Origin of the sequence: Klebsiella sp. HMSC16A12, assembly GCF_001808265.1 — a bacterium.
In the GTDB taxonomy this organism is placed as follows: domain Bacteria; phylum Pseudomonadota; class Gammaproteobacteria; order Enterobacterales; family Enterobacteriaceae; genus Klebsiella; species Klebsiella pneumoniae.
In genome coordinates this window covers 1-16,857 of sequence record NZ_KV792649.1, presented here as the reverse complement: position 1 = coordinate 16,857, position 16,857 = coordinate 1, and the positions used below count along the sequence as shown (strand labels likewise).

Annotated in this window: 14 protein-coding genes; all 14 read right to left on the bottom strand. The window is 35.5% G+C overall.

The genetic code is table 11. The features are described from left to right. Window positions 1-24: 24 nt before the first annotated feature. On the bottom strand, window positions 25-336 hold the full coding sequence (locus HMPREF3140_RS25550) for a hypothetical protein (RefSeq protein WP_050594845.1): 312 nt from the start codon (window positions 334-336) through the stop codon (window positions 25-27). Between the two features lie 234 nt (window positions 337-570). Continuing rightward, window positions 571-1,455, bottom strand: a complete 885-nt coding sequence (locus HMPREF3140_RS25545) for a beta-1,6-N-acetylglucosaminyltransferase (RefSeq protein WP_032411931.1) — start codon at window positions 1,453-1,455, stop codon at window positions 571-573. 717 nt (window positions 1,456-2,172) lie between these two features. After that, window positions 2,173-3,339 (bottom strand): UDP-glucose 6-dehydrogenase, encoded by a 1,167-nt coding sequence (ugd, locus tag HMPREF3140_RS25540; RefSeq protein ID WP_023328477.1) that lies wholly within the window; start codon window positions 3,337-3,339, stop codon window positions 2,173-2,175. Window positions 3,340-3,585: 246 nt separating this feature from the next. Further along, window positions 3,586-4,992: an NADP-dependent phosphogluconate dehydrogenase gene (gene gndA, locus HMPREF3140_RS25535; RefSeq protein ID WP_023328476.1), complete on the bottom strand. Its 1,407-nt coding sequence runs from the start codon at window positions 4,990-4,992 to the stop codon at window positions 3,586-3,588. Between the two features lie 168 nt (window positions 4,993-5,160). Next, window positions 5,161-6,414 (bottom strand): oligosaccharide flippase family protein, encoded by a 1,254-nt coding sequence (locus tag HMPREF3140_RS27965; RefSeq protein WP_023328475.1) that lies wholly within the window; start codon window positions 6,412-6,414, stop codon window positions 5,161-5,163. A 47-nt stretch (window positions 6,415-6,461) separates the two neighbouring features. Then, window positions 6,462-7,556: a glycoside hydrolase family 43 protein gene (locus tag HMPREF3140_RS27960; protein ID WP_023328474.1), complete on the bottom strand. Its 1,095-nt coding sequence runs from the start codon at window positions 7,554-7,556 to the stop codon at window positions 6,462-6,464. Window positions 7,557-7,958: 402 nt separating this feature from the next. After that, complete coding sequence (locus HMPREF3140_RS25525) at window positions 7,959-8,990, bottom strand: IS630 family transposase (RefSeq protein ID WP_072000346.1); 1,032 nt, start codon at window positions 8,988-8,990, stop codon at window positions 7,959-7,961. 260 nt (window positions 8,991-9,250) lie between these two features. After that, a complete protein-coding gene (locus HMPREF3140_RS27955; RefSeq protein ID WP_023328472.1) occupies window positions 9,251-10,486 on the bottom strand; it encodes an EpsG family protein in 1,236 nt (411 codons plus the stop codon). Window positions 10,487-10,601: 115 nt separating this feature from the next. Further along, window positions 10,602-11,498, bottom strand: a complete 897-nt coding sequence (locus tag HMPREF3140_RS25520; protein ID WP_064141386.1) for a glycosyltransferase — start codon at window positions 11,496-11,498, stop codon at window positions 10,602-10,604. Between the two features lie 36 nt (window positions 11,499-11,534). Continuing rightward, window positions 11,535-12,500 carry a glycosyltransferase family 2 protein gene (locus HMPREF3140_RS25515; RefSeq protein ID WP_050484904.1) on the bottom strand — a complete coding sequence of 322 codons (966 nt, stop codon included), beginning with the start codon at window positions 12,498-12,500 and terminating at the stop codon, window positions 11,535-11,537. Window positions 12,501-12,511: 11 nt separating this feature from the next. Further along, a complete protein-coding gene (locus HMPREF3140_RS25510; RefSeq protein ID WP_032411936.1) occupies window positions 12,512-13,330 on the bottom strand; it encodes a glycosyltransferase in 819 nt (272 codons plus the stop codon). A 30-nt stretch (window positions 13,331-13,360) separates the two neighbouring features. After that, on the bottom strand, window positions 13,361-14,413 hold the full coding sequence (locus HMPREF3140_RS27950) for a glycosyltransferase family 4 protein (protein WP_071953808.1): 1,053 nt from the start codon (window positions 14,411-14,413) through the stop codon (window positions 13,361-13,363). A gap of 73 nt (window positions 14,414-14,486) precedes the next feature. Next, window positions 14,487-15,914: an undecaprenyl-phosphate galactose phosphotransferase WbaP gene (gene wbaP, locus HMPREF3140_RS25505; RefSeq protein WP_023328467.1), complete on the bottom strand. Its 1,428-nt coding sequence runs from the start codon at window positions 15,912-15,914 to the stop codon at window positions 14,487-14,489. A gap of 91 nt (window positions 15,915-16,005) precedes the next feature. Continuing rightward, a partial coding sequence (locus HMPREF3140_RS25500) for a polysaccharide biosynthesis tyrosine autokinase (RefSeq protein WP_139146169.1) occupies window positions 16,006-16,857 on the bottom strand: 852 nt, incomplete at its 5' end.

Sequence of the window (16,857 nt, the reverse complement as noted above, 5' to 3'; positions counted from 1 at the left end):
AACACTATCAGTAAGTTGGAGTCATTACCATCCTTCTCTTATACAGTTTAATGGTATTTCAAGGCAGTTTAATCTGGAAATTTTTTTATATTTAAACAAATAATATGGGTAAATTATCTTTTTCAAGAAACCATTTTTATTTTTCCAATACTCTGTTTTTCTAAGAAGTATCTGAAATCGCCACTCATAGTCCTTCATAAATCTAGGCCTTTTATAATCCTTTTTTAAGGCTATCCTATCACACTCCAAATACCTAACAAGATCTTTTTTATCTTTTATCATATATTGTCTATCTAACATCACGGCACCACCATTTATTTTAAAAAGTCTTAACATTTATTATCACCAGATTACCATCATTTAAAGAATCATGTTGACACTATCCAACAATCTTTATACTTTAGCAATCTGCACTTTATTTATCATTTGAATTTACAGCCCTAATCGAACTCATATTTTATGTGAGGAACAAACCTAATGAATGGTTATTCACCTCATTTATGTAACTATAAATTTTTCAATGAAAAAATATCAAACCAAGTATTTCAATAATATAACTCACTCTCGAAATTACTCGATTATTTTATAAAACAATTCAGAGGCTATATCATGTGGAAATTTCCTTGCAAAAATACAGTTTGATTTTTTTATTTTATCTACATCTTCTTCATTGAGTATCTTAGGATATTCGGGACCTGAAACCCAATCAATATAGCGTAACGCATCGTTTATGTAATTTTCATCATGGAATATATCCTCGCGCCCTAGGTGTTTAATTGCAGTATGAAATATAACTTCATCTGCACAACATGACTTATAGTATAATTCTCTATACCATTCATTATTATTTATAAAGAGCATCATGGCGATTGTCGTTTCTCTATTCAAACCAAACCAGTTAGTGCCCTTGAAATATCCATCTATTTTATCACCATTTCTCTTAAAACTTTTACTTACAAATAAAAACTTTAACAAAAAAAACAATCTTTTATACAACCTGTGTTTTATCCCTATATTTCTTAGAAAGAAAAAATCCGGATATACATATTTTACTCGAGATATGGGATCAACAAAACTATTCCGCCCATCCTGATAATGAATAAGATTATAAAACCCGATGGTATTTAGTTGCACATTAATTTGTTCATTTGACATGCATGGGATATCATCTCCAGACAATAAAAAAAGATAATCGAAATCATATTCCAAAGCTTTGTTAAATAGATTCAATGATGCTTGAATCTGACTATACGTACCCCAAGTAACATCGATACGGTCTGGAATGAATACAACATTATCTTTATTGAAATGAAGTAAATTATAAAAACCTTCTATTTTTGATTTTTTATCAACATGTATTAAAATAGTATTTTCGGAAAATGAAGAAAGGTATTCAACGGTAATAGAAAGGGCATTCGATATTTTATGGCATGTAATACAAAAAATCTTTTTCATTTCTAAATCCTTACTTTCAAAAAAGACATCTCGAGTTAAAATATCTATCCCATTTCTTTATAGAAAGGAATTAGAACGCCGTTTTCTCTCGCGAGATGTTACATATTTTGCACGTATAATAAAAAGCCTAGATAAATTTATTTATTGTAACGTTCACAATTAATTTAATTATCTATACATATAAAAAGATAGTCATAATATCACATCAGAAAATATTAATTAATGAGACGAATACTTTTTTAATTAGATAATTTATAAGCCTATACTTTACTGTTTCTAATTGTTTTCCTATTTCACTACAAACACCACTCAAAAAGTAATAAAAGATAATACTAAGAATGGTATATAAATAATTTTCCTAACCCGAAGGATATATAACCAAAGTTGCAAATTTATATATACAATAGCAACTAACTCTCTCATCTTCATATAGACAAACAAACTGGAAAAGAGCACATTGGGCATGCAATTATACTAAGGGAAAGTAAACCATATGAAAAAAAAGACCATCCTATATAAATTATTATATTTCTGGACTATCTATGCTAACCACAATATCGCTCAATTCTGCTAGTTATTTCTATATTATAAAAACTAAAAAAAACTTAATCCTCCTAATATATCATTTCCAAATTATTATCTACATTTCAGACATTACGTATTAAAGCTAGAAAATACAAGGCCGACACAAAATATATCGGCCTTATAATAATATATTTAGTCTGCACCAAAAAGATCGCGGGTATATACTTTATCCGCAACATCAGCCAGCTCTTCCGCCATACGGTTAGAAATGATGACATCAGCTTCTTGTTTGAAGGCATCCAGATCGCGAACGACGCGGGAATTAAAGAACTCATCCTCTTGCATCACCGGTTCGTAAATAATAACCGGAATACCTTTGGCCTTAATGCGCTTCATAATCCCTTGAATCGAGGAGGCACGGAAGTTATCTGAGCCGCTCTTCATGATCAGGCGATAAACCCCAACCACTTTCGGTTTACGCGCAAGGATAGAGTCTGCAATAAAATCTTTACGGGTACGGTTAGCATCGACAATCGCACCGATGATATTGTTTGGCACCGATTCGTAGTTTGCCAGCAGCTGTTTAGTATCCTTCGGCAGGCAGTATCCGCCGTAGCCGAATGACGGGTTGTTATAGTGATTGCCGATCCGTGGGTCCAGGCAAACACCTTCGATAATCTGCTTGCTGTTGAGACCCTGGCTTTCCGCATAGCTATCCAGCTCATTAAAATACGCTACACGCAGAGCAAGATAGGTATTAGCAAACAGCTTGATCGCCTCCGCTTCGGTCGAATCGGTAAACAGCGTCGGGATATCCTGCTTAATTGCACCTTCCTTCAGCAGGTTAGCAAAACGCTCTGCACGTTCCGAACGCTCACCAATGACGATACGAGAAGGATGAAGGTTGTCATACAGCGCACGTCCTTCACGCAGAAACTCCGGGGAGAAGATGACATTGTCGATACCCAGACGCTCTTTAATATCCCGGGTGAAACCGACCGGAATGGTCGATTTGATGATCATGACGGCGTTGGGGTTAATCTCCGCAACATCACGAATAACGGCTTCAACGGTTGAGGTATTGAAGTAGTTGGTCTTCGGATCGTAGTCAGTCGGAGTGGCGATAATGACATAGTCAGCATTGCGATATGCATCTTGCTTGTCAGTTGTCGCACGAAAATTCAGCGGTTTTTCGGCCAGATATTCCTGAATCTCTTTATCGACAATCGGCGATATCTTCTGGTTCAGCATATCAACTTTAGATTGTACGATATCCAGCGCGACCACTTCGTGGTTCTGCGCAATCAGGATGCCGTTCGATAAACCAACATAACCGGTACCGGAAATAGTAATTTTCATTCGATCACACTTTAATCAGTTAACTGGACAGCGGCATAGTAGCCACCCTGTAATCAACACTTCTGGCGGTTGTACTCTCTGTCCTGATGCATGTCAAGAAACAGACCAGGTATGGTCGAGAGTAAGTAGCCGAGCTCTAATATGAGGGCAAACATTCGTAGCAGAATGTATTCGAATTGAGAGAGATTTATAGAAAAATCCCGGTTATTTAATAACCGGGATTTGATTACCTTTGATCAGAAATGATTATTCCATCCACTCAGTATGGAATACACCTTCTTTATCAGTGCGCTTGTAGGTATGAGCACCGAAATAGTCGCGCTGAGCCTGGATCAGGTTAGCTGGCAGCACTGCAGAGCGATAGCTGTCGTAGTAGGCAATAGCAGCAGAGAATGTCGGAACCGGGATACCGTTCTGAACAGCATAAGCCACGACATCACGCAGCGCTTGCTGGTATTCATCAGCAATCTGTTTGAAGTACGGCGCCAGCAGCAGGTTAGCAATGTTTGCATTCTGCTCGTAAGCATCAGTGATCTTCTGCAGGAACTGCGCACGAATGATGCAACCGGCACGGAAGATTTTGGCAATCTCACCGTAGTTCAGATCCCAGTTGTATTCATCCGATGCAGCACGCAGTTGGGAGAAGCCTTGAGCATAAGAAACGATCTTGCCCAGATACAACGCGCGACGAACTTTCTCTACAAACTCAGCCTTGTCACCAGCCGGTTGAGCTTGCGGACCAGTCAACACTTTAGAAGCAGCAACACGCTGATCTTTCAGCGAAGAGATATAACGAGCGAAAACGGACTCGGTAATCAGAGACAGCGGTTCGCCCAGATCCAGTGAACTCTGGCTGGTCCATTTACCGGTACCTTTGTTGGCTGCTTCATCAAGAATCACATCAACCAGGTATTTACCTTCTTCATCTTTTTTAGTGAAGATGTCTTTGGTGATATCGATCAGATAGCTGCTGAGCTCACCTGCGTTCCATTCGGTAAAGGTTGCCGCCAGTTCTTCATTAGAAAGCGCCAGACCACCTTTCAGTAAAGCATAGGCTTCGGCAATCAGCTGCATGTCGCCATATTCGATACCGTTGTGGACCATTTTGACATAGTGACCCGCACCGTCAGCACCGATATAGGCAACACAAGGTTCACCATCTTCAGCACGAGCAGCAATTTTCTCGAGAATTGGCGCTACCAGCTCATAAGCTTCTTTCTGGCCACCAGGCATGATAGAAGGGCCTTTCAGTGCGCCCTCTTCCCCACCAGAAACACCGGTACCGATAAAGTTGAAACCTTCGGCAGACAGCTCACGGTTACGACGGATAGTGTCCTGGAAGAAGGTGTTGCCACCATCGATGATGATGTCGCCTTTATCCAGATACGGCTTAAGGGAATCGATCGCGTTGTCAGTACCTGCGCCCGCTTTCACCATTAACAGGATGCGGCGAGGAGTTTCAAGGGATTCAACAAACTCTTGCACGGTATAGTACGGGACCAGTTTCTTGCCTGGATTTTCGGCAATCACTTCTTCGGTCTTTTCACGGGAGCGATTGAAAACAGAGACGGTATAACCACGGCTTTCGATGTTGAGCGCAAGGTTGCGCCCCATCACTGCCATACCGACAACCCCGATCTGTTGCTTGGACATTACATACTCCTGTCAGGTGTGATCACTGCGACATATGCGCAGTTGTTTAACCTAATAATAACTCAAATACACAAATAGGTATATAAGTGAACTAAAAGAATTTATGCAAATAGATTCACAATATCTTTATAGGTTATCTAGATTAAAACCATATTTTTATATAGCATGTTAACCTCTGTAAAATATTTTGTATGCATGTAGTTTTAAAACAATCCCACCTTTAAATAAATAGTTCAGTAACGTCAACGAAATAAACTCTGTAGCAAGAGTTGCAATAGCAGCACCAATGATCCCCCATAAATTAATAAAGATCACGTTAAGCATTATACTTAAAATCAACACACAAAAAGCTTTTTTTGAAAGATATGAATACCCAGAATATTTTGCAATAAATCTCGAAGCTATTGTACCGAGAGAAGAAAAAAGTGTGGCGGCACATAATATTACAAATGGAGTATATGCTAAAACATAATCTTTACCATATAAGAGCGATATACCATAATGCCCACCTATTATAGCGAACGAGATGACGACACACCCTATGAGAATTACTAATATGTTAAGTTTTGCAGTGATTTTTATCGTTTCCAGTTCATTGTTAGATGAAAAAATAGAGGGTAAATTTGATGTGATAAAAGAATTACAAACAAATATCCATGAGGTAGCCAGACTAACGGCGACTGAATATATACCCAATAAAGAACTTCCACAAAAGAAGCCAAGCAATAGCAGTGAAACCCTAGTGTATATTGCCACTGAAATAGATGATATAACAAAACTAGAACCCGATGCTATTAAAAACCTTATGTATTTAAATTTATTTTTTTTATTCGATGCTCTTATACCAAGATTTTTTCTAAAAAGATACATGCGAAAAAAATAAGGGAACATACCTGTAAAAATGATTGGAATAGATAAAAAAACAGGATCAAGTTTAAATACTGCAATTCCCCATCGTAAAAATAAACTCACTATTAGCCCTAACACATTGACAAAAACATTTTTTTTTGATTCAAGTCTGGCATCATAATAAACTGAATATACATCTAATGATGTAAAAAAACAGGATAAGCAACATGCTACAATAAAATAAAGACTGTAGTTATTCTCACTTTCTATAGACCAAAAAACTATAGGGATTGATATAAATATATAAACAACCCCACGTATAAAAGATGTTTCATTGATTAATTTTATCCCTGAAGAATTATTTTTGCTAAGTCTTTTAAAAATAATAACATCACTACCCATTTGCGATACAATTTGAACTATTTGAAATAGAGATGTGGCAAACGCTATTTGCCCATAAATATTTGGCCCAACATACTTAGCAACATAAGACGTGACAAATATCAAACCAAAAATAGAGATTATTTTCTCGGACATCATCCACAAGGAGTTTGAAAAAACACTTTTATTCAATTTTAATTCCTTATCATAGAATACTTACTTTCTATTATGATGAAAAATCAATCTGGGGATAATTTTTCAACCCAAGAGATAGATGGTATCTCGTTAGAAAAATTTATAGGCAACCATACATATGTACTTTTCCACAGATCACTGTAAGAATTATTTTTAAAATCCCAGCGATCACCTAAGTATATATATTTATCACTTTTCACTTTCAGTATGTAAGTTGGTTGCGAGTGAAACGATGTTAAAATGTCATTAGAATTAAATGAGGACATAGGATTCCCAAGTGTAACCCAAGGCCCCAAAATATTATCGGCTACTGATATTCTCGCTGCATTTGGCCTATAACCACTGAGACCAGAAGTAATCAAATAATATTTATTCTTATATTTCATAATAGAAGGGGCTTCATTTAATTGCCCAACTAAAATCCGGGAGTAAACTCCTGAAAAAGATTTATAGTCATCAGATAATCTTGCTACCTGAAGAGAATAGTTATCTTCTGATTCATAAATAAGATAAGCTTTCTCATCATCATCCACGAAAAGGGCCATATCTCTGACTGGCTGCCCACGAGAAAAATACTTTTCAAATCTTTTATTCGCTTGCCTAACAAACCAATTAGAAGAATCTGTATTTGCAGCTGGAGAAAATGGTTTTACTCCTGCATTAGAGTAAGAAGCAGAAATAAAAGTATAAGGTCCCGTGATATTATTGGATGTTGCTACACCAGCCTCACCACTACCATCAGTGAATTTTTTATTTTTCTCTAAATGAAACCACATTACATACTCTTTATTTTTTTTATTATATATAATCTTAGGTCTTTCTAATTGATAATTTTCTGGTAGGTGAGACAAATCTAAAACGATACCAACAGGCATCCAGTGAACCAAATCCTTTGAACGGTACATATTTACTTTCTGGTTACTTCCTTGCCACTCATTAGAGAATATACTCTTACCTACTCTATACTCTCCATAAAAATAATAGTACTCACCATCATAATATATACCACCACCATGTGCATTTATTGGATTACTTTTGACATCCGGCCAAACTTTCCCTGGATATATATAATCGGTTCGAGCATAAATCATCGGTTGATACAGAGCACTCAACGAAATAAGCAACAATAACATTTTCATTAAAACACACCTCATTATCAAAAAAGGCATTGCTTATAATTTTTCACAAATTACAGTTAAACTTAGACTGATACATGTATTCATTTTAACTCAGTTAAACTCAGTTTAACTCAGTTTAACTCAGTTTAACTCAGTTAAACTATGATATTATGTAAAGCCTGCTAACATCGAATATTATTGTAATAATTTGAAGCAAATTTTACATTACCCACATCTATGTAAAAATATACTTCACACCTCTGCGCATGCATCATCTCACATGATTAAAAAAGTAAATAGCTAATGAGCAGATTTATCTGACATCTTTTAAATCCCCCTATTTGTACACTCATATCCACTAACTTTATCTTATACTTATTATGCAATTATTCATACGAAACTAAATAGCTGCGCCTAATACCGCTACACTTTTGCCAGACCATGTTTCCCTCCGGGGAATGGGCTGGCTGTTTCCATAAAATGGCGAACCTTTTCCAGTAACTGCCACATTGAGCGGCACTGGTGATTACGGGTTATCGTGTCATGAAGCGCCTGCCATAACCGCTCAACGTGGTTCACCCACGGCGAGTAAACCGGTTGGTAAATTACCCTGAATTTGGGATTTGCTTTCAACCAGCGCTGTGTTTCACGGCTTTTATGGATAATATAGTTATCCACGATGAGCGTGATGGTTTTTGCCCGTCGGTATGTGGCTTTAAGGTGCTTCAGCAGGCTGATGAACAGCACCGAACTTTTGCTGTTGCCGCCCACATAGCTGACTTTGCCCGTTCCGCTGTGCAATGCTCCGGCCAGATAGTATTTTTCGTTCTGCCACGGCGTCACAACCCGTTTTTGCTGCCCGCGTAACTGCCAGTCTGCGCCGATTTTGGGGTTGAGATGGATATCCACTTCATCCTCATAAAAAACCGGGTGTTCTGCGCTGCATTCGCCCAGTGCTTTATGGATTGCAGCCATTTTTTCATCCTTATGAGGATCGCGGATACACAACGTTGGTGCGGCTCTGCCCCATACCAGTCCGGCAGAGGGCAGCCAGCGACGCACAGTCCCGGCATGCAACTGGAACCCGGTTATCTCATTGATTTTTATTGCCAGTAATTCGGTGCTCCAGCGTGAACGCTGATAACCAAAATCACAGGGAGAATGTTTTATCAGTTCACGTAACAAGGTACAGATATGCTCAAAAGGCCAGCGTCGGGAACGTCCTGCGGGCAAGGATTTCAGGCCTTCAACACCTGATACAGTGAACCAGCCAATCCAGTGCCCAACGAATGAACGGGTACAACAGAGTGTTCTGGCAACATCGCTGATCCGTTCACCCCGATGAAGCATCAACATGGCCGTGAGTCTGCGGGCATGATTTTTATCGCGTGTTTTATGGATAGCTTTCTGCATCAGGCGTCGTTCGTCACGAGGTTTTGGTGCTATGATCGGCATCGCTCAGTCCGGTTGGTGATTTGTTTTGATTTGGCGATTGATCAGATCGCACAATCCGGGCTGAGTTCCCTATAAGTGATCTACTATTCTGCGCAGCTATTTAGTAAATTTAGCAAAAGAAATATCAATAACAGAAGATCCATAGCTAAATTAATTTATTAATAAAACCTTGTTAGTCAGGTATAACGCGATGCCGAAGATAAACTTTTCCTAGTTACGTATATTTTCCAGAAAAGCTTATTTATCTATTTTCTCAGTAATTATCCTTTTTCACCTTGTCTATTCTTAACCCAATCACCATCAAGTGTAACCTCATTTAAATATTTGGTGAATTTTTTATCATCATAATTTATTAATGTCAATGGAGATTGATAGTACCCTCTCCATAAATCCCCCCAAATAAAAGGCATTCTTTGAACATAGATATTTAGAACAATAGCACTGACAAAAACATAAAAGCAAAACCCTATCATTAAATATATTTTTCTAAATAACAATCCGATATATGGAGGAATAATTCTAACCATTAGCAATAGACTACAAACAACTAAGTAACGCTGAAATGCAGTAAAAGAGACAGCAGTGAGAAATGAGAGAGGTATTATTAGACAAATAGCCCGATCAATTATATCTACCGAATTTTTGTCGCGCAAAAAAAGCACTAAGAGGGAAAGTTGCAGCATATTCCTAATGAAAAAAACTCCTTTCGTATTTAGATTGTCAGATGCATTCGCCCAAACTCCATCGACATATCCACTTATAGCATAAGCGCCAATCCCACCTAAGCTAATTTTAGTCAAAATGAATGGTAAAATAGTAGAGCTTAAAACATAGGAAATAATTGAAAACAGGACAAGTTTTTTCTTGTTTAAATTTACAAAACGACTAGCTATAAATCCAATGACAATCAAAGCCATAGAAAAATGAACTAACAGAGTTAATATCATAGCCAAAATCGCTTTTAACTTATCACCTCGAGAATAGGTAGATATTGCGTAAACGGCTAAAGTTATAGATAAACCAAATCTTAGTCCTAATGAATAACCAACAATATCAAAAGCAGATAAAAGCAACACATATGCTGATATTTTTTTAAACCCCGAAAGTTCACAATCAAATATAAATAACATATTTCTTAACGATGCAAGCAATAGATATATCATCAAAGCACCGTATGTCGCAGGCATTATATAATACGCAATATCTAAGTTCCGAAAGACCACAATACCTAAGTAATAGAAAATATCTGGATGACCGGATAAGAAACTGGTTACCTCTGAATGAGGTGCATAACTTAGAAAATCCCCATACCTCCTGTAAGAGTCACCATATGGCGGAAGTCTAATAAGGAAGAAAAAATAGAAAAAAGAAATCAGTAAAAAAGAGATTCTGTTTTTACCATTTTTGCATATTGACAGTAATGAAAAAAGTAGCCCAGCAATAGGAATTAAAGCCGTGGCGCATATAGCTATGGGTAAATATTTATTAATTTTCATATTTATTTATCAAATTAAATGCACTATTAAATTAATTCTAAAATTGTGAATCAATAAATAAATTAAACGATTCGATTTGGTTATTACAATAGCCACCCCCTACTTTATACCTAACTCATTTTATGTTTTTCTTTTTATAAAGATAATAATAAGCTTTATGTATAAAATCAATTTCCTTAAGGCTAAGCTTAATATAAGTTAGCAGGTTAGTTAGAGTAAAATAGTCTATGACATATTTAAGCTTTATCTTTTGATTCCTATTTAAAAGATCTTGAAAAAAAAGACTGTTAAGTTGTTTAGAACTTAATTCATTTTTATGTTTCTCTATAAATAACTGGTAGCCGTGATACGCTCTGCTCCCTGTAGTTATTCTAGGACGGTCTTCGTCAACATAAAAAATATATGATGCGTTTGAAATTCTATGGCTAGGACCAAATTTTTGAACTACACGGAACCACATGTCATAATCTTGCCAAGCAGGAAAAGATGTATCAAATCCACCGACTTCAATAAAATATTTAGTTTTAGTAAAAACTTGATTACCTATAATATTTCTACTACCAAGCATTTCTTTCGTAACTATACCCTCATAGACTTCACCAATATAATCCCCATTATTCCCCCTAAAAACTCTATTACTAGAAATAATATTCCATCCATGACTTTGAAAACTTTCCATAAATAATTGAAGCCTATTTTCGACAAATTCATCATCATCATCGAGACCTGTAATGAATTCTCCTTTTGCCAATTCGATGCACCTATTCCTTGAAAAACAAGCTCCTTTTGGTTCGTTATTACGAATAAATTTAACTCGATGGTCTCTACTAGCTAAATCAACGAGATAATCAGCAGTATTATCTGACGATCCATCATCGCATATTATTATTTCGAAATTCTCATATGTTTGTCTTAATACTGAATCAACAGCTCTTTTAAGTAAAATTGATCTATTATGAGTAGGAATATATACTGTAATTAATGGTTTTTCTTGTATTTCAATATTTTTCATGCTCGAGTCCTTTTAACTTAAATTAATTTATATACCTTATGATTTTATCTTGTTTTGAATTCTTTTTAAAGAAATAGCTATTGAGGGTAAATACTTCAAAATCAATAGATATAATTTTATACTTTTCGGGATACTCTTACTGAACATGATATTATTGAGAGTAAATACTTCTGTGTTAACTTTGGATAACATTTTTAGAAGTAAACTGAGATCATAGGTTTGATTTATTATAATACATGACGTAACGAAAACCCCATGATAAATATACGCATTGCTATAATTATTTTTATATTTATGATATATTTTATTTTTATTTAAAAAATTATATATTTCATTTAAAATGATAAATTTATGATCGATTATATTATTATTAAAATCCCGCATTATTGAACCAGAACGGATTCTATAATTATATAAAGCATTATCCTGAAATACAATTTTCTTTCCATATGACAGTTGGTATAAAACTGCATAGTCCTCAAATAACATTCCTTCTGGATATTTAATATCATTAAACAACTCTTTTCGATACACTTTCCCCCATGCATTAGGAATAATATTAATACACTCTATAGCTTTTCCAAATAAATCATCTGTCGCAAAAAAAACATTGTTCCTTTGCCTAATAAATTGCCCCTCTTCGTTAACTTCTTTATATCCACACGAACATATATCAGCATCACCAATCGCGGATATCATTAATTTAAGAAAGTCTTTATCAATAAAGTCATCACTATCTACAAATGTAATAAACTCTCCAGTAGCGTATTTTAAACCAAAATTTCTAGCCGAGGACAACCCTCCATTTTCTTTTTCCACTAGCTTGATATTACTATTGCAATCTATTAAATACCTTATTTTATCTATCGAGGCGTCTTGTGTATCATCGTTAACAATTATTATTTCGTAGTTATGATATGATTGAGAAAGTAAACTTGTAATACATTCTTCAATGTATTTTTCGACATTGTATACGGGGATTATAATAGATATTTTCTTCATTTCACATCATCTTATTTATATATGCCGTTAATGCTTGTCCTATCTTTATTATATAACTTCTCTAATAAGGATGTAGGCAATAATCTGGTTAATGACCTAAAGATAAATATCCCAACACCTTCGAAAAAACCAGTTATGTTCAATTCATTCTTTATTTTCATTAATTTATACTCACTCTTAATATAGCGAAGTCCTTTCCTCTTTTTTACCATATCGGTTCCAACTCTGGCATCGACGAGTATATCTTTTATATTACGTAATTCATAACCTGCTGCCAGTAGCCTTAGCCAGAGATTATAATCCTCCATAAATAGATGATCTTGATAACCTCCGACGGCCAGAATTTCATTCTTTCTAAAAACAACTGTCATATGATTAAAAGGATTTTTTAGTTTTGAAAACTCTAGTATTTTATTTTTTTCACATGGTAATACCTTTTCACGCTGGTTATTTTGTTCATCAAATTCAATAATACCTGAACCAAGCATAACTAATGAAGGCTCCTTATTCATTATTCCTAACTGCTTTTCAAATCTTTCAGGTTTGCAGATATCATCTGTATCCATTCTTGCTACAATATTATTAGAACAATGGCTCAATCCAATTTTTAATGCTATGCCAAGACCTACATTATCTTTTAATTTAATTATTTTTAATGGTAACTTATCTTGAAATGAATCAACTACAAGACTTAATTTTTCCCCAACATCACCATCATAGACAATAACAACCTCACTAGGTTTTAGTGACTGAATTACTAAACTATCTAAGCAGCACTTTAGATAGTTAGGATTTTCTTTTATATAGAGAGACATCAATACTGAAAACATTTTATTCCTCTACTGGTTACTTTTAAGTAATCATTTTAATACAGACAGCCATTGTAAATAAATATTTTCACAAGAGTAGTTTTTTGAATTTTTAATAGCATTTAAAGAAAGTTCTTTTCTTAACTCATGATTAAACATTAGTTTTTCTAATTTAATTAAGAATTCACAATCGTTTGAATAATCAACTAAGTAGCCATCATTAGATATTATTTCTGCAGGTCCGGTTTTACAATCAAACGCAATTACTGGTAAACCAAAATTTTTACTTTCAATTAAGACCATCGGTAATCCTTCATAACGAGAGGTCATAACTAAAACGGAGGACTCTTTATATAATAGTTGGATATTTTTATCCGGTTTCTTAATTTTTATATTATTCAGTTCAAGGCGTTGACAAAGATTTATAAGTGACTCATAGTCGTCCCCTTCCCCAACTATACACAATTCCCAACCTGTACTATCAATCTTGCTCCAAAGATTAATTAGTCGATGAAAATTTTTCTGATATGTCAGCCTTCCTACGGCAAGAATCTTTTTTATCTTATGCTGTAATTCACTAGGCTCGATCGTATTTTCATCAAAAGGTGAAGGATTTCTTATGACATATACATTATCAATTTTATAATTATCCTGAATAAACCTTTTATCAGAATCAGTTAATACTACAATTTTATCTGCAAGATAATATGCTATCCTTTTTATCATACGTATGTAAGTAGGGAATGATTCAATAGATACATGGTCATAACAAATAATTTCTGATTTACATTTAAATACTTTCAATAAGGGAATAATTTGAGCAGATAAACGTCCCATAGAAACAACAATGATTATATCAGGATTATCTACTTTTACATGTCTTACAAAAGACATCAGTTTAGCTAGTCGTCCCTTAGTTGAAGGACTAATTATTTTTACTTCTGTGGAGATTTTATAATATGGAATCGAATCATTCAAACTAAAGACAGTTACTTTATTATTATTCAGTACAAACATATTCGAAATCATAGATAACACGCGATCTGTACCACCGCTATTAGAAATGCCATCAATGATTATATTTATATTTTTACCACTATTCATAATTATCACATTTTCATTTGATGTAATCAAAAACAACTATAGTCAGAAACAGAACAGCAATAAATAAGTCTTTTTAGTATGCTCCATCTTTCTTTAATACAACTCCAATAGTCTTAAAAAGAATCGCAATATCGTTCCACATAGACCAATTTTTAACATACCAAGCATCAAGATATACGCGAGTTTCATAATCAACATCGCTACGACCACTTACTTGCCAAAGGCCAGTCATTCCCGGTTTACTAAGGAGGTAATAATCCACTTCTTCATTATATCGTTCTAGTTCAGCAGTAATGATCGGCCTAGGTCCAACCAGACTCATCTCTCCTTTCAGGACATTGAATAACTGCGGTAATTCATCCAGGCTAGTCCTACGAAGGAATCCTCCAATTTTTGTAATTCGAGGATCATTTTTTAATTTAAAAGTAGCATCCCATTCTTTTTTTGCTTCAGGATCATTTTCTAATAAATTTTCAAGGACTTCTTTAGAATTTATCACCATTGAACGGAACTTAAGACACTTGAATGATTGCCCACCTTTACCAATGCGTTCATGTCCATAAATAGCAGGCCCACCATCCTTTTTCACTTTACGGCTTATATATATCAATGCTGGAGAAAGAATAACGATTATTGATATTGAGCCAACAATATCAAAGAGGCGTTTGAGAATCCTTGAGGACCACTTTGCAAGGTTTTGTTGAACACGAAATATCATCACTTCATGACTAAAAATAAAAGACATATCTGTACTATCGAGAGGCATCCCACGCAATGTTGGAATAACAGAGATATACCGATAACCTTTAATCATAAAATTACGCAACCATGTGTTTCGGACGTCGCTCTGGTATGATTCAACGGCCACAATAAACTGAGTCTTTTTATCCATTGATGATAACCAGGTAGGATCATTCGCCAGTACAGGGACACCATCAATATATTTGTTTTCTAATAACTCCTCAGTTGTCTCAATAAACCCTACAATAACCAGCCCAAGATTACGCTCACTATTAATAGCTTTATAGGCTTCCTGCGCATTAGCTCCGCTGCCTATAATCCATGTATCTCTGTGCCATAATCCAAACACATCCAACACACGTTTCGTTACCATCCTTGCTAAAGGCACCAATAGCAAAACAAAAACCCAGGTTAGTCCCCACAAAAACCTTGAAAAGGACCAATTTGCAAATGCCAAAACTGCAATCTCAATTACAGCAAAAATAACTAAAGTACGCAGTATCTCTTTTAATTCAAACCAAAATGTCTTACGGTAGAAATAATGGCGGAGCCTCATAGAATACCAGGCAACACAGCAAAGAGCTAACAACCAGTGGAGTATTTTCCACCCTTCAAGTTGGTTGGCTGAAACGGCTGTTTCATAATCGCTAACCGTTATTGATAAAACCCCTATCGCTAAATATAATGAAATAACAAAACTAAAAAAATCAGACATTGCCAAAGCAATACTGACAACAATATTTCTGACGAGAAGCGTCATATACCCTCTCTGCATTGCATCTAATTTCTGATTAAATATTCACGGAAGGATGAAATTTAAGGCAGGTTTTAAAACCCTGCCTCATTGAAATTTACTGCTTATCAGTATATGAATATCCATAATGGCTATAGCCATAGCCATAATAGCTACTTGCTTTTTTTACAACACCATTCAATATGCAGCCTTTCACTGTTACACCGGCTTGTTCGAATCGTTTAACACTTACTTCAATTTCTTTTGCTGTATTTAATTCAAATCGAGCTACCAGTAGAGTTGTGCCTACATAATTACCAATTATTGCTGCATCAGTAACAGCCAGAATCGGTGGTGTATCAAGAACAACGATATCGTAGTTTTCACTAGCCCAATTTAGCAGTTCACCAAAACGTCTGTGCATTAGTAATTCAGCTGGGTTTGGTGGAGCCATTCCCCGTGAAATAAAATCAAAATCACCTGATACGACTTTTTTTAATGCCCTATTAATTTCAACTTTTCCTGACAGGATATCAGAGAGACCATTGGTATTATTTTCATTGAACAATTTATGCGTGTAGCCTTTACGCATATCGGTATCAATAAACAATACCTTTTTCCCTGTCTGAGAAATTACAGCCGCCAGATTTGAACTTACAAAAGTTTTCCCTGCATTAGGGCTCGCACCAGATATCATCAGTACATTATTTCTTGCTTCCATCATGGCGAAATGAAGGCTGGTACGCAAACCGCGAATAGCTTCAATTGACAGATCCGCAGGGTTATCAACCGCCAGGAAGCCCTGAATTTCTTCAGCAGACTTTTTACTCCATCCTTTTTTCTGCACCACACTTTTGGAAAATGTTTCTGCGATCGGAATACTCGCATAAACATTAATTCCAAGCTCTTCAAGCTGCTCAGGCGTTTCAATTCCTCGAGGCTTTGTTGAATAAATCGAACTTTTGCTGAG

Coding starts and splice junctions, on each gene's coding strand:
- HMPREF3140_RS25550 (WP_050594845.1), bottom strand. CDS start 336: ATGTTAAGACTTTTTAAAATAAATGGTGGTGCCGTGATGTTAGATAGA.
- HMPREF3140_RS25545 (WP_032411931.1), bottom strand. CDS start 1,455: ATGAAAAAGATTTTTTGTATTACATGCCATAAAATATCGAATGCCCTT.
- ugd (WP_023328477.1), bottom strand. CDS start 3,339: ATGAAAATTACTATTTCCGGTACCGGTTATGTTGGTTTATCGAACGGC.
- gndA (WP_023328476.1), bottom strand. CDS start 4,992: ATGTCCAAGCAACAGATCGGGGTTGTCGGTATGGCAGTGATGGGGCGC.
- HMPREF3140_RS27960 (WP_023328474.1), bottom strand. CDS start 7,556: ATGAAAATGTTATTGTTGCTTATTTCGTTGAGTGCTCTGTATCAACCG.
- HMPREF3140_RS25525 (WP_072000346.1), bottom strand. CDS start 8,990: ATGCCGATCATAGCACCAAAACCTCGTGACGAACGACGCCTGATGCAG.
- HMPREF3140_RS27955 (WP_023328472.1), bottom strand. CDS start 10,486: ATGAAAATTAATAAATATTTACCCATAGCTATATGCGCCACGGCTTTA.
- HMPREF3140_RS25520 (WP_064141386.1), bottom strand. CDS start 11,498: ATGAAAAATATTGAAATACAAGAAAAACCATTAATTACAGTATATATT.
- HMPREF3140_RS25515 (WP_050484904.1), bottom strand. CDS start 12,500: ATGAAGAAAATATCTATTATAATCCCCGTATACAATGTCGAAAAATAC.
- HMPREF3140_RS25510 (WP_032411936.1), bottom strand. CDS start 13,330: ATGTTTTCAGTATTGATGTCTCTCTATATAAAAGAAAATCCTAACTAT.
- HMPREF3140_RS27950 (WP_071953808.1), bottom strand. CDS start 14,413: ATGAATAGTGGTAAAAATATAAATATAATCATTGATGGCATTTCTAAT.
- wbaP (WP_023328467.1), bottom strand. CDS start 15,914: ATGACGCTTCTCGTCAGAAATATTGTTGTCAGTATTGCTTTGGCAATG.